This window comes from Bacillus sp. ok061 (genome assembly GCF_900108285.1).
In the GTDB taxonomy this organism is placed as follows: domain Bacteria; phylum Bacillota; class Bacilli; order Bacillales; family Bacillaceae_G; genus Bacillus_A; species Bacillus_A thuringiensis_S.
The window spans coordinates 44,340-65,588 of sequence record NZ_FNUW01000029.1 but is presented as its reverse complement, the minus strand read 5'-3'; the positions used below and the strand labels follow the sequence as shown (position 1 = coordinate 65,588).

The window sequence follows — 21,249 nt, the reverse complement described above, 5'->3', positions numbered from 1 at the left end:
CAAGTAATTTTGTTTTTAGATGTTTATTTTCTAAACGTAGCTGTTCTAATTCACTGAGCTCTTTTGGTCCTTTTCCATAAGAATATTGTTTTCCTACAGGTTGTTGAAAACGATACGTTTGATCTGTACGATACCATTTCATCCATGTCTTAATTTGGGAAACATTTTTAATTCCGAGTTTCTCCATAATTGCACGATTTGAATAACCGTCTTTCTTCATTTCAATGACTTTCCACTTTGTTTCTTCTGGGTAATGAACTCTTGTCTTCAAACGAAAAACACCTCCAATGAATTTGCATACTTAGTATGCGAATTCAGGAGGTGTTTTTTCATGTACCACTATTCGGGTTCACTTCAGCACCGAGGTTTTTTATAATCCGATATAAGGAGATGGGTCAACTGCGTTTGTCTTGCCGACATTCCATTCTCCAAGATGAAGTTCGAAGTGTAAATGTTGTCCGTATGATTGGCCCGTATTCCCCATAAATCCAAGCTGATCGCCTTGTTTTACAGTTTGTCCATTCGATACAGAACGGCTATTCATATGAGCATATACTGTCGTATATGTTTTTCCGTTTATACGGTGAGATAAATACACTACGTTTCCGTAACTAGATGATAATTCTGAGCGAATAACAACGCCATCTGCAGCAGCGATAATTGGAACCGTTCCCGAAGCAGCGATGTCAATTCCTTTATGGTTATCTAAAGAACGTACACCAAATCCGGAAGTTTTTGATCCAGCTGCTGGTTTGATAAAGCCACCGATATTTGTATCATGTGGTGTTGGGGCCGCTTGAGTTGCTTGAGCAGATTTAGTAGCTTGTTGTTTGCGAGCCTCTTCTGCCTGGCGAGCTTCTTCCGCTTTACGAGCTTCTTCGGCACGTTTTTCTTCTTCAATTGCTTTTTGAACAGCTTGACGTTGATTTTCTAAAATGCCTTTGGATTCTTCTAATCCTTCAATCTCTGAATCTACTTTTGCTACTTTCGTATGTAGATCGTTAATAAGAGTTTGTTGCTGTTGTTGGTTATTTTGTAATTCTTGCTGTTTTTGTTCTAGTTTTTGTTCAGATTCTTTCAGTTGTTGTTCTTTTTTCTCAACAGCCTCTTTTTCTGACGTTACAGCATTTTGATCAGATGTTTGTTTTTTTACAATATCTGTATCGTTGTTTAATATTAAACTTACGGAGTACATATTATCAACAAGATCAGCAATGTTGGTAGAGTTTGTTAATACTTCTGTAATGATATTTGTACGCGGTTTTTCTTGCATAGATTGTAATCGTTGTTTAATAACTTCCTGACGTGTATCTATGTTTGTTTGTAACTGTTCTATATGTTTCTTTTTGTCAGTAATTACTTGTTGTGTTTTGCTAATTTCTTTTTTTGTATCGTTTAATTCAGTCTCGTTTTTATTAATGGAAGTAGTTAATTCATCGATTTTCTTCTGTAATTCTTGAATTTCTTTTTCTATTTGTTCTTTCTCGACTGATTTATTTTGTAAGTCACTTTGTTTGCCTTCTAATTCAGATTGAATGTTAGATAATTTATCTTGATTCGTTTCAGCGTATGCGGGTGAAAGTAACGGGGAAGCAAAAATCGTTCCTGCTGCTAAAACACTAAACGCTGCAAATTTCTTTTTCATTGTTGTCTGACTCCTTTCCCTATGAATGTTATATATCATAAGAAGAAGAGTGTCTATCGTTGTAATCATAATGTAAAGAAAACTTTATAAAATTGCTAAGTTTTGTCGGAATTTATCATTTTTCAACTTTAATTGTCATAGTACTTACATTTTATTTATATGTGTAACAAAGGTAAAATTTGATTAATTTGTAAAATACAGGAGGTAAATAAGAGTTTTTGTGGGGTGAAATATTACTTAGAAAGCCAATAAAATACTAGTAAGGAATCGTTCTCATGTGAGGTTTTCTGACATGAGTTTATTTTTTGTCAAGAAAATTATTTGTGTTCGGGCAAAGTTATTTTGTTGTCAGATTTTAAATTTTGATTTATGATTTTTAACAGGGACAAAATGTAGTGAATTGTCGAATAATATGTAATACTCTTAATTTCTTAGTTTTATAGAGATAGAATGAGAGATAGAGTGACACATCGAAGAGGGGGTTACAACAAATATGAAAAGAATAGGACTTGCATGGCAAATATTAATAGGACTTGCACTTGGTATTGCAGTTGGGGCGATTTTCTTTGGCAATCCGGCTGTAGTGAGTTATTTACAACCAATTGGTGATATTTTCATCCGATTAATTAAAATGATCGTTGTACCGATTGTTGTAGCAAGTATTGTTGTTGGGGTTGCTGGTGTTGGCGATGTTAAAAAACTAGGTCGACTAGGCGGAAAAACAATTCTTTACTTTGAAATTATTACAACAATTGCAATTATTGTTGGTCTATTAATAGCGAATATTTTCCAACCAGGAAAAGGCGTAAATATGGAGCAGTTAACAAAGACAGATATTTCGAAATATACACATACGACAGAGCAAGTACAAAGTCATTCATTTGCAGATACATTTGTAAATATTGTTCCAACGAACATTATGAAGTCGTTAGCTGACGGAGATATGCTTGCTATTATCTTCTTCTCTGTACTATTTGGTTTAGGTGTAGCAGCAATTGGTGAAAGAGGAAGACCAGTTCTTCAATTTTTCCAAGGTGTAGCTGACGCAATGTTTTACGTAACAAACCAAGTTATGAAATTTGCACCATTTGGTGTGTTTGCACTAATTGGTGTTACAGTTTCTACATTTGGTCTTGCTTCATTAATTCCATTAGGGAAATTACTAATTGTCGTATATGGAGCAATGATTTTCTTCGTCGTAGTTGTCTTAGGACTTACAGCGAAAATATTTGGAATTAACATTTTCCAATTCTTTAAGATTTTAAAAGACGAGCTGATTTTAGCGTATTCTACAGCAAGCTCAGAAACAGTTTTACCAAAAATCATGGAGAAAATGGAGAAATTCGGTTGTCCGAAAGCAATTACATCTTTCGTTATTCCGACAGGTTATTCATTTAACTTAGATGGATCAACTTTATATCAAGCAATTGCGGCTATTTTCTTAGCGCAAATGTACGGTATTGATTTATCTATTACACAACAAATTACATTATTGCTTGTATTAATGGTTACATCAAAAGGTATCGCAGGTGTACCGGGCGTATCATTCGTTGTATTATTAGCGACACTTGGTACAGTAGGTATTCCACCTGAAGGCTTAGCGTTCATTGCTGGTATTGACCGTATTTTAGATATGGCTCGTACAGCAGTTAACGTTGTAGGAAACTCTTTAGCAGCTGTAGTTATGTCTAAGTGGGAAGGTCAATATGACGCTGAAAAAGGACAAGCTTATTTAAAAGAGATTTCTGAAAAGGGTCAAGCGGCTTAATTATAATATGAACAAGCTCTCACATAATATGTGGGAGCTTTTCTGTATATAGAAGAGGAGCAGACATAATGAAACGTAAATATGGTGACGGTTCTTCGTGGAAGAGGCTAATAGAAAAGAGTTATACGGTTAAGCAAGTGGAAGAGGGAATACTCGGAATACTGGATATAAAAAAGGTGAGAGAGCCTAGTCGTAAAGAATATGATGGTAAAGAAATTTGTATTGCAAGTGATGGGTATACGTGGGTTCAATATTTCATTAATGGAAAGAACTTTGCGATTACAGCTATGTTAGATGATAGGCACAATTTAGTGCAATATTATATTGATGTGACGAAAGAATATGAAATAGACGATCGTGGTTTACCGTATTTTGATGATTTATATTTAGATGTAGTATTATTACCCAGCGGTAAGGTGTATATATTAGATGAAGAGGAGCTAGAGGATGCTTATAAAAGTGGCGATGTCACGAAGGTAGAGTATGAGTTAGCTTGGTACACTACGAAATGGATATTAGCAGCAATAAAAAATAGTGAATTTTATTGGATTTCAATATTGGAAGAAGAAATCGAAAAGTTAAAATGATTGTTGTATTCAAATTTTTGTATAATTACCAAAAAAATCTATACAAAAAATAATTGACTTTTGTTTTGTAAGCGAGTAAAGTTAGGGAAGAAATTATTATTAAAAAATAAATATGAAACCTTCTTATAAAGAGAGGCGGAGGGACTGGCCCTACGATGCCTCGGCAGCGGACTCGATTTCAGAGTGCTGTGCCAAATCCAGCAAGCGTGTGCTTGAAAGATGAGAAGAGTGTTTCTTATAGATGTATAAGACCTCTTCTCATCGGAAGAGGTCTTTTGTTATTCATTAGAAAAAGGTTGAAACTAGGGAGAGATGGTACTTTGAAAGAAACGAGAGGAAATGGTTTAGCTTTATTACCACTTGGGATATTTTTGGCGCTATTTATTGGTTCTGGAATTATTACAGGTGATTTCTATAAATTGCCGATACTTGTAGCGATTTCAATTGCTGTAGGAGTCGCTTTAGTGATGAATCGTAAAGAAAGTTTTAATGTGAAAGTAGAGCGGTTCGCTAAAGGAGCAGGAAATCCAGATATTATGATTATGGTATTAATTTTTGTGCTTGCTGGTGCATTTTCTGAAACTGCTAAAGGAATGGGCGGGGTAGACTCAACTGTTAATTTAGCGTTAACTATTTTACCGCCAGGATTTATCGTAGCTGGAATCTTTGTTATTGGTGCATTTATTTCATTAGCGATGGGAACTTCAATGGGAACAATTGCAGCGTTAGCACCGATTGCTGTAGGTATTAGTGGTCAAACTGATATCTCAATTGCGCTTACGATGGCTACTGTTGTTGGCGGAGCGATGTTTGGTGATAATTTATCATTTATTTCAGATACAACAATCGCAGCTGTTCGTTCACAAGGAACAGAAATGAAAGATAAGTTTAAAGCGAATTTTTTAATTGTATTACCAGCGGCTATTATTACAATTATACTATTAGTGATAGTTACTTCAGGAAGTGATACGCAGATTAAAGCGCATAGCTTTGATTGGATAAAGATTTTACCGTACGCAGGAGTACTTATTACAGCGCTACTTGGGTGGAATGTACTTATCGTATTAACTGGTGGAACTGTATTATCTGGTGTTATCGGTCTTATAGATGGAAGTTATACGTTAGAAAGTTTCTTTAAAAGTGTAACGACTGGAATGGGCGGTATGATGGAGTTAGTATTACTTGCTATATTAATTGGTGGTATGGTTGAATTAATCCAATATAATGGTGGTATTCAATATTTAATGAATGTATTAACACGTAATATTCGTTCGAAAAAAGGAGCGGAATTTGGTATTGCTGGTTTAGTGAGTATGACGAATATGTGTACAGCGAATAATACGATTTCTATTATCTTTACAGGCCCGCTTGCAAAAAATATTGCAGATCAATATGAAATAGACCCTCGTAAATCAGCGAGTGTATTAGATCTTTTCTCATGTTGTGTGCAAGGGTTAATTCCGTACGGTGCCCAAATGTTAACGGCAGCAGGATTTGCAGCGTTATCTCCGGTTGAATTGTTACCATATGCATTTTATCCAATTTTAGTTGGAGTATGTGGGATTGTTTCTATTTTAATTGGGTTTCCAAGGTTTTCGAAAGTAGCTGAGAAAAAAGAGTATCATAAAACAGCTTAATTTAATATGAACGTTAGTAATTAAAAAACGTGCAGAGAATAGACTCTGCACGTTTTTTTGCGTAAAGGGCTGAATATGACTCGGTCTTAAGTCTGAGTTAAAAACGGTTCTTAAGCTCGTTATGGAAAGATGAAAAAATAGTTAAGATAAGAGTATCAAATCGAAGGGAGGCAAGCACAAGATGAAACAATTTCTAGCGTTTATCGCAGCCGGTATTTTGGCTTTAATTGCTCTTGGTAGTCTTGCTGGTATTGTAGGATTCGCAATCGGAGCAGGAGTTGTATATTGGAGCTATAAATCATTTGTGCGAGCTAAATCATTTTTTGGAAAGTTAGCTTGGGGTATTGTTGGTTTAATCGGTTTATCCATTGCACTTTCTCATTCACCAGCATTAATTGGTATCGCTGCTTTAGTGGTTTTATACTACGGATACCGTGAGTGGAAAAAAGAAAAAGATGTAGTTGTTGAATCTGCTCCAGAAAGTTCTAAACCATATAGCAACTTTGAAGATGAGTGGAACAAATTAATGAAAAACTAAAACAATAAATCAAATTATAAATAAAGTAGAAGAGAGGAAGATTTATAATGAAACAATCTTTATTCGGACGTGTACGCGATGCAATTTTAGCTGATTTTCATAACGTGTTAGATGAGAAGGAAAGAAAAAATCCAATTGCGATGTTAAACCAATATTTACGTGATAGTGAGCGTGAAATAACAAAAATTGAGAAGTTAATTGAGCGTCATAAAACATTAAAATCTAACTTCGCTCGTGAGCTTGAGCAAGCACGTTATTTCGTTAATAAAAGATCAAAGCAAGCTATCATTGCTCAAGAAGCAGACGAATTACAATTGCACGAACGTGCGTTAGAAGAGGTAGCTTATTATGAAGGGCAAGTAACTCGATTAGAAGAAATGTATGCAGGTGTTGTAGAGCAAATCGATGAGTTAGAGCGTCGTCTTTCTGAAATGAAAAATAAATTAAAAGAAATGCACGCAAAGCGTATGGAACTAATGGCACGTGAAAATATGGCACATGCAAATCGTCGGATGAATACTGCGATGCATAAAATGGATGAAAATAATCCGTTCTTACGATTTGAAGAAATTGAAGATCACATTCGTGACTTAGAAACTCGTATGAATGAAGAGCATGAGCGTGACACATTTGATATGAAAATTGCAAAACTTGAGCGTGAAATGAAAGAAAAGAATGATGTATCGTTAACGAAAGAGTTAACAAAATAATAGTAGTATATTATAAAACAGGCTTATGATATAGTGATAGGAGAAAAGGTGTTGGAAAGCAATGCCTTTTCTTCTATGTATATGTGACAAGAAGGGGGGGAGCTGAAGTGAAGAAACATTTTTCAAAGACACAATTAATGGGGATGCTCCTCATCATATTTGGATTCGGTCTTTTTCTTGATATGATACTTGGACATTTTGAACCAGGTGGTCTCATTTTTGCATTTATTATGCTTATGTTTGGAAGGCATTATCGTAAAAAGAATCGTTATGTACGGGGAAATGTATTTTTATTTGTTGGTGGTATCGTATTTTTATTTTTCTTATTTTCATCAGCAGCATTTGTTCTTGTCGTATTTGCTTGTTTAGCTTTAATTGGTTATCAATTGATTCAACAAGGACATCAGCAAAAAGCAATGAAGGTTGAAATTAAAGAAAAAGGGATTATAGACGAAGAGAAGCAAATATATCGTACAGAACCATATTTGAAAAATATGTTTGTAGGCAATGTACGAATGATGGATCATATTTATGAACTTGAGGATATTAATGTTCAATATGGTGCTTGTGATGTGGAAATAGATTTAACAACTGCTATGATTCCAGAAGGAGAAACAGTAATTGTTATTCGAGGTGTCGTTGGTAATATTCGTTTATATGTGCCATATGATATTGAACTTTCTTTAAATCATTCTGTTATTGTCGGCCGTGTGCTCTTGCCAGGTCATGAAGAGACAGGGTTTAACCGCAATGTTACATTTAGAACAGAGCAGTATAAAGAGGCTCCTCGTCGTATTAAAATTATTTCTTCGCTTGTCGTAGGCGACACGGAAGTGAGGAAAGTATAATGAAGAAACAAAAAAATATTTCGTGGATGTATATTCGTTATTCTATGTTGTCCTCTGTTAGTATCGCACTCATTTGTACAATTGTATATGTATGGAAAAGCGAGCAACAAGTGTATGATTTATTATGGAAGGAATCCATCGCTTCTGTTCCAATTGGCTTGTTTATTATGACTACAAGTTTACTTATCGGGGGAATTGTAGGATATGCAATCGGTTACTATATAGAGCAGCGTATACAAGGATTAAATACTTTTCTATTTGAAGTAGAGCGAGGGAATTTTCCGAGTGATGTTTCGTTTACTGCGGATGATGAATTTCATGAAGTGGAACGAAAAGTAATCGTTCTGGCTCGTCGATTAGAGGAGCAAGCTGGACTCTTTCAAAAAGTAACGAATGAACGAGCTCATTGGAATGAAGAGATGAGACAAGAAGCGATTTCTCAAGAAAGGCATCGCTTAGCAAGGGAGTTGCATGATTCAGTAAGTCAGCAGCTTTTCGCAATGTCGATGATGATGTCAGCGATTAATGAACAAATAACTGAATTTCCAGATGTGACAAAAAAACAATTACAACTTGTTGAAAATATGGTTGTAAATGCTCAATCAGAAATGAGAGCATTGCTCCTTCATTTACGTCCTGTACAATTGGAAGGTAAGAAACTGACAGAAGGTATAGAGGAATTATTAACGGAATTATCGCGAAAACAACATATGAAAATTGAATGGCTTATTGAGCCAATAGAATTAAAAAAAGGTGTAGAAGATCATTTATTCCGTATTGTGCAAGAAGCGCTATCAAATACGTTGCGACACGCGAAGGCAAAGAAAACAGAAGTGCGCCTTCGAAAAATTGATCAATATGCGATTTTAAAAATCATTGATGACGGTGTTGGGTTTGAAGTAGGCGTTAATAAAGCCGGTTCCTATGGCTTAAGATCGATGCAAGAGCGTGTTCATGAAATTGGTGGGACACTCAAGGTACTGAGTTTCCCGGCCAAAGGTACACAAATAGAAGTGAAAGTACCGATTATGCTTGAGAGAGGGGGAGAAGTATGATAAAAGTATTGCTTGTCGATGATCATGAAATGGTTCGTATGGGTGTATCGGCATATTTATCTACACAACCAGATATTGAAGTGGTCGGGGAAGCTGAAAATGGAAAAAAAGGATCAGAATTAGCACTGCAATTAAGACCGGATATTATTTTAATGGACCTTGTTATGGATGAGATGGATGGTGTCGAAGCAACACGTGCTATTATTCAAGAATGGCCAGAAGCAAAAATTGTAGTTGTAACAAGCTTTTTAGATGACGAAAAATTGTATCCTGTTATTGAGGCTGGGGCGACTAGTTATTTATTAAAAACATCAAAAGCAAGTGATATTGCAGATGCTGTACGAGCTACTTATGATGGAGAAACGGTATTAGAGCCGAAAGTTACCGGGAAAATGATGTCCCGTATGCGTCAAAAGAAAGAGCAACCTTTGCATGATGACTTAACTGAAAGAGAGTTTGAGATTTTGTTATTAATTGCAGAGGGGAAAAGTAATCAAGAGATTGCGGATGAGTTATTTATTGCACTGAAAACGGTAAAGACACATGTGAGTAATATATTAAATAAATTGAATGTAAGTGATCGTACTCAGGCAGTTATTTATGCATTTAGGCATCAATTAACGAAGTGATAAAGTGAAACTTTAATCAGTGGGGGTTTTGTTCATCCCCCGTTGATTATTGGCTCGCTACAATATAGATTTGGCGTTAAAACCATTGAATGTTTTTATTGACGATAAAAAATGTAAGCGTTATCATTAAGGTGTTAACAGTACATATAAAGGGGAGAATGTATATGTTAGTTCAAACTATATTCGGAATGGATAAGTCTAAAAAATTAGGGGAGTATGTGAACGCATTACAAGCACTTTGTGAACAATATAATGTTGAAACAGATAAAGTTGCGATTATTGAGGCAACAGAGGAATACTATTTATTTTTAGTAAAGCAAGAAGAGCACTATGATGTTGTCAAGGTAGAAACAGTTGATACGAATATTGAATATTATACGAAAGCTTATAAAATAAGCAGTTTTAATCATACTGCTTATCAAATGTAAAAAAACTCCCTTTTGGGAGTTTTTTTAGGAGGCTTTTACTTCGTTAGATTCGGTTAGTAATGGAACTTTTTTCGTACCGCTTAACATAGCGATTGCAAGGCCAATAAGAGCTCCTGCTAATGCTGGTATTAGCCAACCGATTCCTTCATTATATAAAGGGATAAATTCAAAATATGGTGTGATGAATGAAACTGAAATACCACCTTGTTTTAATCCATCAAATACGCTCACTACAGCTGCTCCGATTAAAGCACCTACATAAACAGAGCGATATCCACCGAAGTATTTATGAAGTAATGATAGTAGTACGAGTACAATCGCAATTGGATACACAACAAGTAGAATTGGAACAGAGATTGCGATAATTTTGGTTAAACCTAAGTTGGCAACTAATAATCCTAATGCGCAAATGATACTCGCGAATGTTTTGTATGAAAATGTAGTCAATAATGTTGAAAAATATTGGCTGCACGCAGATACGAGTCCAACGCATGTCGTTAAACAAGCGAGTGTAACGATAAGAGATAATAGGAGCAAACCGTATGGGCCGAATAATTGTTGTACGATAACAGTAAGTAGCTGTCCACCATTTTTTGCATATCCGAGAGAGACACTAGTTGTCCCAAGCCAGCCGAGTGCACCATATACAAGTACGAGTCCTGTAGCGGCAATAAGCCCTGCTTTTGCTGTGGCGATAGCAATGGACTTACGATCATTCACACCTTTAGAGCGAATTGCATTTACAACGATAATTCCAAATGCAAGTGCTGAAATGGTGTCCATTGTTAAGTACCCTTCCATAAAACCTTTGAAGATTGGAGAAGTTTGATACTCTTGCATAGCTGGTCCTGATTGCCCAAGTGGTGTAAAGACACTTTTAACAAACAATAAGAAAATTGAGAGTAATAAAATAGGTGTTAATATATTTCCAATACGATCGACAAGTTTAGATGGATTTAAACTCAGCCAAAATACGATAGTGAAGAATATGATTGTATATACAAATAGCACTAGGCTGCTAGAGCGGATTGTTTCTGGTAAGAAAGAACTAACACCCATTTCATAAGCAACATTTGCAACACGTGGGATGCCCATGGATGGACCGATGGCAATGTATACAACTACTGTAAAGAAAATTCCGAATAATGGATGAACATGACTTGCAAGTTGCTGCATCCCATTTCCTGATAGAGAAATTGCGATAACAGTAAGTAGTGGTAAGCCAACTCCTGTTAGTAAAAATCCAATCATTGCTGGCCAAAAGTTTTCACCTGCGTTTTGTCCGAGCATGGGAGGGAAAATTAAATTACCTGCCCCAAAAAATAAAGAAAATAGCATAAGACCCGTGAAAAAAATATGTTTTTTTGATACAGTGTTCATTGTTTTTCCTCCTTTTTTAAATTCATTTGTAAGAACACAAAAAACTCGTCCCTAAAGAAAGGGACGAGTTATATTTACCCGCGATACCACCCTAATTTACACATGTAGAAATAAATCTATATGTATACGGCTTTGCAACGTACAACATGATACGTGTTCCTTGTAACGGGGGACGGCCGGTAAGAACTTACTGTAACATTCGGTTCTACTTCTCGGAGATGATTTTCGGTTACGCACTGAACGTTGGCTTTCAGCAAATCGCCAACTCTCTGGGGAACAGTTCTATAACGTACTCGTTCTCGTCAATGAATTTTTATTCAAGTATTCTGACAGTATTGTTGCATGTTTTTTTTAGAAAGTCAATATGTTTTTTGAAAGATATATTTATATACAGAAATATCGAAAGTAATATTCGTTGTTGCAAAAGGAATAATGAATTGTAAAATGGGAGTAAAAATTTGTGGAGAATTGTAAAATTTATAGAGAAAGTTGATATTTATAGGAGTAAAGAAGGGATTATTTGAATTTACAGAGAATATTACAACAATCCACTTGCTGGAAAGAACAAACCAAAAGAGGTGACTGAAATGCTTGCGATGGGAGTATTATTTGGCATTATTGCTATAATTGGTTTTATGTGGTTATATTATTCGCGTTCGTTTAAACAAGCAGAAGTTTTACTCTTTCAAAAAGGTAGTTTGTTGACAAATCAGTCTAGATATTTAGTATGTCCGAAGTGTGGAAGTGCACAGGCCAGAAGTGGAGGATATCAAGAGTGTTGCAAAATTAGATTATGAAAGAAAGGAAGCCTCACATTATTTTGTGAGGCTTCCTTCCTTACAACTTCATGGCGCTCCAAATTGTCCATCGATCTCTTTCAATAATAGGAGAAACGTTTTGTAATGCGGTCTGTATATGTTGTAGAAGTTGAGAAAGTTCATCATCTGTTAACTCATATAGAATGGATCGACCTGTTCGAGGAGATAAATCTTGTAGCAATGCTTCTACAGAATCATGTATTTTTCGTACTTCCCATTGTGTTTGTGTGGGAAGCACGTGAAGAGAATGTTTTTGTAATTCTTTCTGTATCGTGTTGGTTTTTGGACGTCTTTTTGACTCTATTTCAATGAGTTTTGGAAATATAGAGAAAAAGTATCCACGAATGTGTTCGGGACTTCCTGGAACTGTACAATCTTCAATCGTTCGATCTTGTAAAATAAGTACACCGTTTTTATTTAATATACGAGAAGCTTCACATAAAAATGTAGGAATGTCTTGTAAATGATGAATAACTGCGCGCGAAATAACTATGTCGAATGTTTCATTAGGGTATGGGATATTATGTGCATCACCGTGGATGAAAGAAACATTTGGGAAATTGTTGCAATTTTCTTTTGCAGCTTGTAATATTTCTTTTGAAAAATCAAGTCCCACAACATTTTTGGCTCCCATAAGAGCAAGTTCTTTCGTATAAATCCCGCCACCGCAGCCAATATCAATTATTTGCTTGTTTTGTATGTCTGTAATGTTTTTTACCATTTCAGCCCAAGAAATATGGGCGTTTCTTGTTGCGTATGTGTATTTATTATTTGCATCATGAAAATTAATGGACATGATAAAGACCTCCTTTCAATGATTAGTATAACTTATTTAATAGGATGTCACGTTTTTGTTTTATGTATGAAGATTATAAGAATTTCTTATCGTAAAAGGAGGATTAATTTGAAAGGGAAATATGTATTGTTGTTATTTGTTATGTTACTAGCAGCTTGTGGTCAAGCTGAGCAAAAACAAGAAACAAAAAAAGTAGAAGAGACGGTGAATGAAGTGAAAGAAACAATAGGGGTAACCGTTATACAAAAAAAACATAAAGAGAAAAAGTTGCAGGAATCAGAAGCGAAGTTAGTAATAGACATTTTGGATAAAGCTGAGAAACAAGAAATAACTGGAAGCTTCGGTGAACCTGAATATGAAATACAAATTAGTAGAGAGGGGAAAAAAGAAACTTATTATGCATGGTTAAGGGGAGAAGATAGACGAGGATGGGTGCAATATAAGAAAGTTATGTATATGTTGAATGAAAAAGATACGGAAAAGCTTTTGGGTATATTTCCAAATGTTTCAGAACAAAAAGAAGATGAGATGCAGGTAGGTCCTTTAACGGAGGTAACAAAAAAAGATTTGCAGATTACCGCGTTTCATATTAAAGCAGGCGATCAAAACGTGAATTATATGGTACGGTATACGATTTCACAATCACTATACAACAAGTTAGTGAAGGAACAAGAATATTATTTGCAACTCACTTTCCCAGAAAAAGTTCAAAAATTAATTGGAGCAAAAGAGAGTGAAATGATTTTAGGTGAAAAAGTAAAGGAAGGGTATAAGCAATATGAATTGCATGCTACTGTGCAGGTAAAAGGCGCTTCAGAATCACAATTAAAATCATTAGAAACATATTACGAAAAGTATGATTTAAAAATATTAAACAGTGAAAAAGAAAAAATAGGTGTGTTTCAAAATATAATTCAAATCGTTAAAGAGTATGGTGAAAAAATGAATTTCCAAAGATAAAGTGAGAATTTAATCGGCGGGGGCTGCTCATTTCTCATTGATTAATAGTTTTTGCCAATTCGGCGTTGACTCTCACTTAACTTCGTTGTTTCGACTGAATTTTGGGGTAAGGCCCTTATTGGCTGTAACTGAATTGTAAATTCTATATAGCCTTTCCTAGGAAATGATAATAGAGAGGGGAGAAGAACACCCTCTCTATTATTTTGCTTTTGCAGATGGCTCATTCATTGATTTTCGTGTAATAAGAAATGAAATCATAAGAGCGGAAAGAATGATAAGAGTGATAAGTAAGTGATTTGGCAACCAATCTAATAATAATACATAGCTCACTGTATAAAAAATAAGAGTTGAAGCTAAAAAGGATAAAACACTTATTATGAGAGATTGTAAATTCATTCGTATATACCTCCTTTATTTATATTTTTGGCTAAAAATGGATTAAATAAACATTATTTCTAACAATAGAAAAAAATATGTCATAATAAAGAGGAGAATAATTTTTGATGAGCTTGTATGACTCGTTACAGGGGGTTAAAGGAGAGAGAGATGAAAAATAATAAAAAAGGATTATGGGGAATTATTGTTGCCATAGGATTATTTTTACTGTCTAAGTTAAAGTGGGTATTTGCAATTTTTAAATTAGCAAAGTTTTCAACGGTATTTAGTATGTTTCTATCGCTTGGCGCATACGCAGTTCTATATGGTTGGAAATTTGGGGTGGCGCTCATTTATTTGTTGTTTGTTCATGAAATGGGCCATTTATGGGCTGCGAAAAGAAAAGGGATCCCAACATCGCCAGCAATCTTTATCCCATTTATGGGGGCTCTTATTGGAATGAAAGAGATGCCGAAAAATGCAAAAGATGAAGCTTACATTGCCTATATGGGTCCGCTTTTCGGACTTCTGTCATTTTTACCAGCGATACCGCTTTACATAATGACGAAAGAACCATTTTGGGCGCTTGTTATTTTGCTTGGAAGTATGATTAATTTCTTTAATTTAATTCCCGTTTCGCCGCTAGATGGTGGGCGAATTATTTCAGTTGTCAGCACTAAAATTTGGGGAGCAGGCCTTATTTTATTACTTGGCTATTCAATTTACTTTAAAAGTATTTTGGGAGGATTTATTGTTATTATCGGTTGTATGGAATTATATAGAGTGATAAAGAGAGATGAGCCGATTAAGGAATTAGGGCATAAAATTGATGGGATGAAAGAATATGTTGCTAGGCTTGAAGAGGAATTAAAAGAAACGGGTGCTGTACATCGGACTATATACATGATGCACCATGAGATGAATGCATTAAGACAAAGAGAACGGGAAAAAGAGTTACAAATAGGTGAACTTCAAAAAATGGAAGTGTTAGAGTATCTTTTACCGAAGTTCGAACCGTTAGATTATGTTCCATATGAAGATGAAAAAGATGAGTATACAATTCACATAAGGGAAGCATTTGAAGCGTCAGAAAGAAAATTAAATGAATGGAAAATAGAAAAGGAACAACAAGAAAACTATTATAAAGTGGATGCGAAAACGAAATGGACAGTATTTGCTTGTTATATCGGATTAATGGCTATACTCGGTTACACAGCTTATGAAGGATATATTGTTTTACAAGAACATTTGCCAACGAGAAATGTATAGAAAAATATTGTCGAAATGATAGGAAGAATTTATACAGGAAGTATATTTCTACGAGAGAATGTTACAAGTATAGCCATACATTGTAATATCTTTAGTAGAGAAGGAGTTCTGTATATGAAGAAATTGTTACGTGTATTCGGGATTATTATCGTAATGATCATTGCGAGTTACAGTCTTATGAAAGTGCTGTTACATTATGCGAATAAGCCTGCTGAGGTAAATACAATAGCTCAAGTAGAAGATGTGCAAGAAGAGACAAAAGTTCTAGATTTTATTCGAATGACACATGAAAGCTATAATAATTTCTTAAATTACGGTAAAGCAGAGAATTATACAGACGGGGATTGGAATCAATTTAAGCAATGGTTTCAACAACAAGAACCATCTTTAAAAAATATACATACGGAAATAAATAATGAAAAAATAAAACGCGATGTAAATAGAAGCTATGAAATTGTAAAAAAAGGTGTGGAACTTCAAAATATTGAGTATGTAGTGTATGCCCACCGTGTATATCATGACTTGGATATTATCGTAAATAAATATAGGGGTGAAACGAATATCTGGGGGTATACAGAGTTTGGCGAGGGGAAAGATATAAAAGTAATTGAACAAGCTATACAAACAAAATAATAAGCTAGCTAGAATTCTAGTTAGCTTATTTTCTTTTGTAAGTACAATGTTCATATATTATTCACAAAAACAACGTGTTAATAGTGATTAAAATCACAATCTGCATTATAAGATTCAGTTAAACTAAAAACAGTTAAGGAAATAGAGGAGTGGGATACAATGTTAAGTGCAAAAACAATTGAAATCGTAAAGTCAACAGTACCATTATTACAAGAAAAAGGCGTTGAAATTACAACGAGATTTTATCAAATTTTATTTTCAGAACATCCGGAGTTATTGAATATTTTCAACCATACGAATCAGAAAAAGGGAAGACAACAACAAGCGTTAGCGAATGCTGTTTATGCAGCTGCAACGTACATTGATAATTTAGAAGCAATTATTCCAGTTGTAAAACAAATTGGTCATAAGCATAGAAGTTTAGGTATTAAAGCTGAGCATTATCCGATTGTAGGTACATGTTTACTACGTGCCATTAAAGAGGTCGCAGGTGCACCTGATGAAGTTTTAAATGCATGGGGAGAAGCATATGGTGTCATTGCTGATGCATTTATTAGCATTGAAGCAGAGATGTATGAAGAAGCTGCACATAAAGAAGGTGGATGGAAAGACTTCCGCAACTTTGTGATTGTTAAAAAAGTGAAGGAAAGCGATGTTATTACGTCATTTTATTTGAAACCTGAAGATGGAGGGAAAGTTTCTTCATTCATCCCAGGTCAATATGTAACGGTTCAAATCAATATTGAAGGTGAGACATATACACATAATCGTCAATACAGTTTATCCGATGCACTTGGGAAAGAATATTATCGTATTAGTGTAAAGAAAGAAAAAGGTGTAGATACACCAGACGGTAAAGTGTCTAATTACTTACATGAACATGTAAAAGAAGGAGATGTTTTACCAGTAAGTGCACCAGCGGGTGATTTCGTGTTAAATATGGATTCAACATTACCAGTTGTACTAATTAGTGGTGGAGTAGGGATTACACCGATGATGAGTATGTTAAATACGTTAATTGAACAAGATTCAAAACGTAATGTATATTTTATTCATGCAGCAATAAATAGTAATACACATGCAATGAAAGAACACGTTAAGGCAGTAGAAAATGAATATGAACAAGTTAAAGCATATACTTGTTATTCTGCACCGACTGAAAAAGATTTAGAAATGAAGAACTTTGATAAAGAAGGTTTCGTTGAAAGCGAATGGTTAAAAACTATTATTCCGACAACTGAAGCAGAATTTTATTTCTGTGGTCCAGTAGCATTTATGAAACATATAAATGCTTCACTAACTGATTTAGGTGTGAAACAAGAGCATATTCATTATGAATTTTTCGGCCCAGCAACAAGCTTACAATAAGACGGATGAGAATAAACAAAAAAACGAGGTATTTATTTTACCTCGTTTTTTATTTGTTCTCGTAATAAACGGTTAACTGTTTCACGGCGTATGCCTATCAGTTGACCAATTTCAGTTTGTGTTAATATTTCATATATAGGAATGTCACCTAAATATAATGTGAACCATTCTTGTAAACGATGAAGACGTTCTTTCGGAGAGACAGTTGTCAATTGATCAATTCGTTGTTGCATCATTCTTAATTTAGATTGCAATTGCATAGCGATGTTGGCATACGATTCGGGATTTGCTTGAAGTCTCTCGTACCATTCACTACTAGTGATCGGTTCCACTTCTGTCTTTATTAAAGCGATAGCTGTACCGTGATATTCTTTCGGTGAAATTAAAGAATGATGAGGTATCGTTTCACCTGGAACGATAATGTTGAATAAAAATGGTGTTCCGTCTTCTTCTAGCCGAACTACTTTTAATAAGCCTGTTTTTATAAAGTATAAAGGACCGTCCTCGCCTTGACCGAATAGTACATCTCCTTTGTGTAGAATCAATGTTAGCCCCCCATTAATATGTTTCTATTTCTTCTATTTTAGCGTATATGTATATAGACAATATGCTATTTCAACAGCAATTTCATTGACGAAATGTATGCTATTACAGTAGTATACTATTTAGTGTGTAATAGTACTAGCAATGAATACGCTGTAGGGGGTTTAGTATATTGTTAGATGCGATGAGAATGACGGATATGAGAATTCCGGCGAATGCTATCATTCATGTAGAAGAGATGAAAGGTGGAGTCGTTTTATCCGTTGAAGTAGACGGCCAAATTATTTATACGATGGCTTATGATGAAGAAACAGATAGTTATGCTGAATTATATGATCGAAACGATAAGAGGGCGTGCCAAGTACATGAAGACTTTATGGGATGGTCACTTCTTCACTAAAAAAGATGTCAATATGACATCTTTTTTTATTAAATCGATAGAATATACAAAGAAATGAAATATAAGGATAAAATTTGTAATAATTGATTTTGCATTGTTAGCACTCTGTAACTGCAAGTGAACTATTTTTTCGCTATCATAAAGATAACAGTCGCAGTTATAGGAGTGGTCAACTTGAAGAAAGTACATATTTCAAATTATATGTTATTAAGTGTTTGTTTAATTTTATTTGTTCTCCTCGGAGGATTTTTATATTCATGTGTATAAGAAAAACGCATTCTAAAAAGAATACGTTATAAAAGAGAAATAATGATTAATCTAGTTCCAAGAATAATTAACGTAATACGTAATAAATTAATTACGGCGTTACCACTCAGTTTTGTATTAATGTAAGCCCCGATTTTTCCGCCGATCCATGCACCAGGAATAAGGATTAATGCATAAATCCAGCTGACATTTCTAAGTGAGATGTGAGTTGCAGAACTTACAATTGCTGATAGAAATACGATGAACATTGAAGTTGCTACTGCAATATGTGCTGGGAATGCAAAAAGAAGCATCATTGCTGGAACAAGTAAGGCACCGCCACCAATTCCAAATAACCCAGATATAAACCCAACTATAAAGGCGATAAAGATAGCAAGAAACGGTGGGAATTGGTAGTGTACAGCATTTCCATCATTATCTGTAAAAGAACGCTTAATTACAGACGTATTTGAGAGGGAAAGAGGTTTTAATTTGTCTCGAAGCATAAGTAGAATTGAGACGAATATAAGGAAAATCCCAAAGTATAAAGAAAATGTGTCTTGGTTTAAAAATTTATTTGCCCATGATCCGATAATACCACCAGGGCCGCTTCCGATAAATAAAATAAGTCCGCTTTTATAATCTACTCGCTTATGCTTCATGTAAGTAAGGGTAGAAGATAGTCCTGTGAAAACGACTGTTACCATAGAAGTCCCTACTGCAAGTTGTGGTGATAAACTGTGTAATCCAATTAATAACGGAACAATAATAATTCCGCCTCCAAGTCCAACTAGGCTGCCGACTGTCCCGGCGATTAGTCCGATGAAAAGTAACATGATGTATTCCAAAATTGCCAACTCCTCTAAATAACTTATCCACCAATTATTATACACGCTTTTTAATGAGAAATAGGCTTGTTCACAAAAAAGTCGTCTTCCTAGAAAAATAAGGAAGACGACTTTTGATTAGAAAACAAAATGTAATAGGTAGTAAAACAGAGCAGCTAAAGAAGCTGAAATAGGAAGTGTAATAACCCATGTAATTAACATACGTTTTGCAGTTCCCCATTTTACCCCTTTCACACGGTGAGAAGCACCAACCCCTAAAATAGAAGAAGAGATAACGTGCGTCGTACTAACCGGTAAGTGAATGAATGTTGCACCGAAAATAACAAGTGATGATGATAAATCGGCAGCTACACCATTTACAGGACGAATTTTCATAATTTGTCCACCGACAGTTTTAATAATTTTCCATCCACCGACAGAAGTACCAAGCCCCATTGCGATAGCACAAGATAATTGTACCCAGAACGGGATATCGCTAGAAGTATGATAGTTATTAGCCATAAGAGCCATCGTAATGATTCCCATTGCTTTTTGTGCATCATTCGTACCGTGTGTATAGGCTTGTAATGCTGCAGTGAAAATCTGGAATATACGGAAGTTTTTATTCGTTTTCGTTAAGTTAAAGTTTTTAAAGACCACTTTAAAAATACTGTAAACGATATAACCAATAACGAAAGCGATAATTGGTGAAATGATTAAAGCTTCAAGAATTTTAATGAATCCTTTAAGGTTTAATGAGCTAATACCAGCAGCAGCAATGGCTGCACCTGCGATTGAGCCAATAATTGCATGCGAAGAACTACTTGGGATACCGTAGTACCAAGTAATTAAGTTCCATGCTATCGCCGCAAGCAAAGCAGCTAAAATTACAAGAGAACCATTTTGTAAAGCAAATGGGTCAACGATATCTTTTGTAATCGTTTTTGCTACACCTGTAAATGTCATTGCACCTAAAAAGTTCATAATAGCTGCCATAATAATTGCATGTCTAGGCTTTAGAGCTTTCGTTGAAACAGCCGTTGCAATAGCGTTTGCTGTATCGTGAAATCCATTGATAAAGTCAAAAGCTAAAGCGCAAATGACTACTAAAACGGTCAGTATCAAGAGTGTATCCATGATCAAACTCCTTACGCGTTCTTCATAATAATTGTTTCTAATACGTTTGCAACGCTTTGACAGCTATCAGCTACTTCTTCAAGCTCTTCGTAAATCTCTTTAAATTGAATAATCTTAATCGGATCTTTTTCACGAGAGAATAAGTGCTTAATCGCATGACGACGAATATCATCGCATTGTGATTCGTAATCCTTAATCTTAATCGCGTTCGTACGAATGTCGACTAACTTCTTTTTAGACAGTAGTTCAACAGAGTTTGCAATCTCAATCGCACATTGATTAATTGCTTCCACGAATTTAATCATGTATTCATCAGCTTCTGTAATAGAATACATTTCGAACAGACCAGCACTGTGATCTAATCCGTCTAATACATCATCCATACTCATTGCAAGTTGTAGGATGTCCTCACGTTCAATTGGAGTAATAAACGCTTTGTTTAGCTCCATAATGATTTCGTGAATAAATGAGTCACCTTTTGACTCATACTCTTTCATGCGCATAGAAAACTCTTTTAAATCGCTAGCATTTTTAATTTTATACTCCACGAAAAACTGCGCGCCTTCTTTTAAATTTTCGGAAACATTCATTAACATTTCAGAAAATTTATCTTTTTTTGATTTAAAGACCATTATTGTTACCCCCACAAAAG

Annotated in this window: 24 protein-coding genes, 1 riboswitch and 1 other annotated feature; of the genes, 15 read left to right on the top strand and 9 right to left on the bottom strand. The window is 35.0% G+C overall.

Features of this window, described 5'->3' with window-relative positions:
* Together C4S65_RS27310 and C4S65_RS27305 are read right to left on the bottom strand one after the other, a co-directional pair.
* A partial coding sequence (locus C4S65_RS27310; protein ID WP_142391572.1) for a helix-turn-helix domain-containing protein occupies nucleotides 1–271 on the bottom strand: 271 nt, incomplete at its 3' end.
* 99 nt (nucleotides 272–370) lie between these two features.
* Nucleotides 371–1,645 (bottom strand): M23 family metallopeptidase, encoded by a 1,275-nt coding sequence (locus C4S65_RS27305; protein ID WP_000726071.1) that lies wholly within the window; start codon nucleotides 1,643–1,645, stop codon nucleotides 371–373.
* Nucleotides 1,646–2,138: 493 nt separating this feature from the next.
* Between C4S65_RS27305 and gltP the strand changes: the two genes are divergently transcribed.
* The 9 genes from gltP (at nucleotide 2,139) to C4S65_RS27260 (ending at nucleotide 9,845) form a co-directional block, all read left to right on the top strand.
* Nucleotides 2,139–3,413, top strand: coding sequence for a glutamate/aspartate:proton symporter GltP (gltP, locus tag C4S65_RS27300; protein WP_000821140.1), 1,275 nt, complete (start codon nucleotides 2,139–2,141; stop codon nucleotides 3,411–3,413).
* Between the two features lie 68 nt (nucleotides 3,414–3,481).
* A complete protein-coding gene (locus tag C4S65_RS27295; protein ID WP_000824659.1) occupies nucleotides 3,482–4,000 on the top strand; it encodes a DUF402 domain-containing protein in 519 nt (172 codons plus the stop codon).
* 120 nt (nucleotides 4,001–4,120) lie between these two features.
* Nucleotides 4,121–4,226: riboswitch (SAM riboswitch) on the top strand.
* A 94-nt stretch (nucleotides 4,227–4,320) separates the two neighbouring features.
* A complete protein-coding gene (locus C4S65_RS27290; protein WP_061666718.1) occupies nucleotides 4,321–5,637 on the top strand; it encodes a Na+/H+ antiporter NhaC family protein in 1,317 nt (438 codons plus the stop codon).
* A gap of 181 nt (nucleotides 5,638–5,818) precedes the next feature.
* Complete coding sequence (locus C4S65_RS27285; RefSeq protein WP_000808640.1) at nucleotides 5,819–6,175, top strand: hypothetical protein; 357 nt, start codon at nucleotides 5,819–5,821, stop codon at nucleotides 6,173–6,175.
* A gap of 47 nt (nucleotides 6,176–6,222) precedes the next feature.
* Complete coding sequence (locus tag C4S65_RS27280; protein ID WP_000814124.1) at nucleotides 6,223–6,885, top strand: PspA/IM30 family protein; 663 nt, start codon at nucleotides 6,223–6,225, stop codon at nucleotides 6,883–6,885.
* A 107-nt stretch (nucleotides 6,886–6,992) separates the two neighbouring features.
* Nucleotides 6,993–7,733, top strand: coding sequence for a cell wall-active antibiotics response protein LiaF (gene liaF, locus C4S65_RS27275; protein WP_000716094.1), 741 nt, complete (start codon nucleotides 6,993–6,995; stop codon nucleotides 7,731–7,733).
* Nucleotides 7,733–8,788 (top strand): sensor histidine kinase, encoded by a 1,056-nt coding sequence (locus tag C4S65_RS27270; protein ID WP_000744327.1) that lies wholly within the window; start codon nucleotides 7,733–7,735, stop codon nucleotides 8,786–8,788. The genes liaF and C4S65_RS27270 overlap by 1 nt, the downstream gene beginning before the upstream one ends.
* Complete coding sequence (locus C4S65_RS27265; RefSeq protein WP_000598701.1) at nucleotides 8,785–9,417, top strand: response regulator transcription factor; 633 nt, start codon at nucleotides 8,785–8,787, stop codon at nucleotides 9,415–9,417. The genes C4S65_RS27270 and C4S65_RS27265 overlap by 4 nt, the downstream gene beginning before the upstream one ends.
* Before the next feature lie 89 nt (nucleotides 9,418–9,506).
* Nucleotides 9,507–9,845 carry a DUF3992 domain-containing protein gene (locus C4S65_RS27260; RefSeq protein ID WP_141551098.1) on the top strand — a complete coding sequence of 113 codons (339 nt, stop codon included), beginning with the start codon at nucleotides 9,507–9,509 and terminating at the stop codon, nucleotides 9,843–9,845.
* Between the two features lie 24 nt (nucleotides 9,846–9,869).
* Here C4S65_RS27260 and brnQ read toward each other — a convergent pair whose 3' ends face one another.
* Entirely contained in the window at nucleotides 9,870–11,225 is a 1,356-nt protein-coding gene (brnQ, locus tag C4S65_RS27255) for a branched-chain amino acid transport system II carrier protein (protein ID WP_001099172.1), read from the bottom strand.
* A gap of 56 nt (nucleotides 11,226–11,281) precedes the next feature.
* Nucleotides 11,282–11,540: a binding site (T-box leader), on the bottom strand.
* Nucleotides 11,541–11,812: 272 nt separating this feature from the next.
* Between brnQ and C4S65_RS27250 the strand changes: the two genes are divergently transcribed.
* Complete coding sequence (locus C4S65_RS27250) at nucleotides 11,813–12,022, top strand: hypothetical protein (RefSeq protein ID WP_000880630.1); 210 nt, start codon at nucleotides 11,813–11,815, stop codon at nucleotides 12,020–12,022.
* Between the two features lie 40 nt (nucleotides 12,023–12,062).
* On the opposite strand, the gene C4S65_RS27245 is transcribed toward C4S65_RS27250, so the two are convergent.
* Nucleotides 12,063–12,839 carry a class I SAM-dependent methyltransferase gene (locus tag C4S65_RS27245; protein ID WP_098515926.1) on the bottom strand — a complete coding sequence of 259 codons (777 nt, stop codon included), beginning with the start codon at nucleotides 12,837–12,839 and terminating at the stop codon, nucleotides 12,063–12,065.
* Between the two features lie 108 nt (nucleotides 12,840–12,947).
* Here C4S65_RS27245 and C4S65_RS27240 point away from each other — a divergent pair, with 108 nt between their 5' ends.
* Nucleotides 12,948–13,799 (top strand): hypothetical protein, encoded by an 852-nt coding sequence (locus C4S65_RS27240; protein WP_061666715.1) that lies wholly within the window; start codon nucleotides 12,948–12,950, stop codon nucleotides 13,797–13,799.
* A gap of 198 nt (nucleotides 13,800–13,997) precedes the next feature.
* Here C4S65_RS27240 and C4S65_RS27235 read toward each other — a convergent pair whose 3' ends face one another.
* Nucleotides 13,998–14,195 carry a hypothetical protein gene (locus tag C4S65_RS27235; protein ID WP_001053359.1) on the bottom strand — a complete coding sequence of 66 codons (198 nt, stop codon included), beginning with the start codon at nucleotides 14,193–14,195 and terminating at the stop codon, nucleotides 13,998–14,000.
* A gap of 150 nt (nucleotides 14,196–14,345) precedes the next feature.
* On the opposite strand from C4S65_RS27235, the gene C4S65_RS27230 reads away from it, so the two are divergent.
* The 3 genes from C4S65_RS27230 (at nucleotide 14,346) to hmpA (ending at nucleotide 17,444) form a co-directional block, all read left to right on the top strand.
* Complete coding sequence (locus C4S65_RS27230; RefSeq protein ID WP_061666714.1) at nucleotides 14,346–15,443, top strand: site-2 protease family protein; 1,098 nt, start codon at nucleotides 14,346–14,348, stop codon at nucleotides 15,441–15,443.
* Nucleotides 15,444–15,557: 114 nt separating this feature from the next.
* Nucleotides 15,558–16,076 carry a hypothetical protein gene (locus C4S65_RS27225; RefSeq protein ID WP_098838527.1) on the top strand — a complete coding sequence of 173 codons (519 nt, stop codon included), beginning with the start codon at nucleotides 15,558–15,560 and terminating at the stop codon, nucleotides 16,074–16,076.
* Nucleotides 16,077–16,235: 159 nt separating this feature from the next.
* Nucleotides 16,236–17,444, top strand: coding sequence for an NO-inducible flavohemoprotein (hmpA, locus tag C4S65_RS27220; protein ID WP_061666713.1), 1,209 nt, complete (start codon nucleotides 16,236–16,238; stop codon nucleotides 17,442–17,444).
* 32 nt (nucleotides 17,445–17,476) lie between these two features.
* Here hmpA and C4S65_RS27215 read toward each other — a convergent pair whose 3' ends face one another.
* Nucleotides 17,477–17,989, bottom strand: a complete 513-nt coding sequence (locus C4S65_RS27215; protein ID WP_098838528.1) for a Crp/Fnr family transcriptional regulator — start codon at nucleotides 17,987–17,989, stop codon at nucleotides 17,477–17,479.
* A 170-nt stretch (nucleotides 17,990–18,159) separates the two neighbouring features.
* Here C4S65_RS27215 and C4S65_RS27210 point away from each other — a divergent pair, with 170 nt between their 5' ends.
* The gene (locus tag C4S65_RS27210; RefSeq protein WP_000883009.1) at nucleotides 18,160–18,387 is read left to right on the top strand and encodes a hypothetical protein; all 228 of its coding nucleotides are present in this window, start codon (nucleotides 18,160–18,162) and stop codon (nucleotides 18,385–18,387) included.
* A gap of 293 nt (nucleotides 18,388–18,680) precedes the next feature.
* On the opposite strand, the gene C4S65_RS27200 is transcribed toward C4S65_RS27210, so the two are convergent.
* The 3 genes from C4S65_RS27200 to C4S65_RS27190 form a co-directional block, all read right to left on the bottom strand.
* A complete protein-coding gene (locus C4S65_RS27200) occupies nucleotides 18,681–19,481 on the bottom strand; it encodes a sulfite exporter TauE/SafE family protein (protein WP_098838529.1) in 801 nt (266 codons plus the stop codon).
* A gap of 117 nt (nucleotides 19,482–19,598) precedes the next feature.
* Nucleotides 19,599–20,597: an inorganic phosphate transporter gene (locus C4S65_RS27195; RefSeq protein ID WP_000380276.1), complete on the bottom strand. Its 999-nt coding sequence runs from the start codon at nucleotides 20,595–20,597 to the stop codon at nucleotides 19,599–19,601.
* A gap of 11 nt (nucleotides 20,598–20,608) precedes the next feature.
* Nucleotides 20,609–21,229 carry a DUF47 domain-containing protein gene (locus C4S65_RS27190; protein WP_000231445.1) on the bottom strand — a complete coding sequence of 207 codons (621 nt, stop codon included), beginning with the start codon at nucleotides 21,227–21,229 and terminating at the stop codon, nucleotides 20,609–20,611.
* Nucleotides 21,230–21,249: the final 20 nt, after the last annotated feature.

What these genes read in the sequence shown, in the direction of transcription:
- C4S65_RS27295 (WP_000824659.1), top strand. Translation starts at nt 3,482, where the DNA reads ATGAAACGTAAATATGGTGACGGTTCTTCGTGGAAGAGGCTAATAGAA.
- C4S65_RS27245 (WP_098515926.1), bottom strand. Translation starts at nt 12,839, where the DNA reads ATGTCCATTAATTTTCATGATGCAAATAATAAATACACATACGCAACA.
- hmpA (WP_061666713.1), top strand. Translation starts at nt 16,236, where the DNA reads ATGTTAAGTGCAAAAACAATTGAAATCGTAAAGTCAACAGTACCATTA.
- brnQ (WP_001099172.1), bottom strand. Translation starts at nt 11,225, where the DNA reads ATGAACACTGTATCAAAAAAACATATTTTTTTCACGGGTCTTATGCTA.
- C4S65_RS27260 (WP_141551098.1), top strand. Translation starts at nt 9,507, where the DNA reads ATGTTTTTATTGACGATAAAAAATGTAAGCGTTATCATTAAGGTGTTA.
- C4S65_RS27195 (WP_000380276.1), bottom strand. Translation starts at nt 20,597, where the DNA reads ATGGATACACTCTTGATACTGACCGTTTTAGTAGTCATTTGCGCTTTA.
- C4S65_RS27190 (WP_000231445.1), bottom strand. Translation starts at nt 21,229, where the DNA reads ATGGTCTTTAAATCAAAAAAAGATAAATTTTCTGAAATGTTAATGAAT.
- C4S65_RS27305 (WP_000726071.1), bottom strand. Translation starts at nt 1,645, where the DNA reads ATGAAAAAGAAATTTGCAGCGTTTAGTGTTTTAGCAGCAGGAACGATT.
- C4S65_RS27225 (WP_098838527.1), top strand. Translation starts at nt 15,558, where the DNA reads ATGAAGAAATTGTTACGTGTATTCGGGATTATTATCGTAATGATCATT.
- C4S65_RS27230 (WP_061666714.1), top strand. Translation starts at nt 14,346, where the DNA reads ATGAAAAATAATAAAAAAGGATTATGGGGAATTATTGTTGCCATAGGA.
- C4S65_RS27250 (WP_000880630.1), top strand. Translation starts at nt 11,813, where the DNA reads ATGCTTGCGATGGGAGTATTATTTGGCATTATTGCTATAATTGGTTTT.
- C4S65_RS27270 (WP_000744327.1), top strand. Translation starts at nt 7,733, where the DNA reads ATGAAGAAACAAAAAAATATTTCGTGGATGTATATTCGTTATTCTATG.
- C4S65_RS27235 (WP_001053359.1), bottom strand. Translation starts at nt 14,195, where the DNA reads ATGAATTTACAATCTCTCATAATAAGTGTTTTATCCTTTTTAGCTTCA.
- gltP (WP_000821140.1), top strand. Translation starts at nt 2,139, where the DNA reads ATGAAAAGAATAGGACTTGCATGGCAAATATTAATAGGACTTGCACTT.
- C4S65_RS27280 (WP_000814124.1), top strand. Translation starts at nt 6,223, where the DNA reads ATGAAACAATCTTTATTCGGACGTGTACGCGATGCAATTTTAGCTGAT.
- C4S65_RS27265 (WP_000598701.1), top strand. Translation starts at nt 8,785, where the DNA reads ATGATAAAAGTATTGCTTGTCGATGATCATGAAATGGTTCGTATGGGT.
- C4S65_RS27285 (WP_000808640.1), top strand. Translation starts at nt 5,819, where the DNA reads ATGAAACAATTTCTAGCGTTTATCGCAGCCGGTATTTTGGCTTTAATT.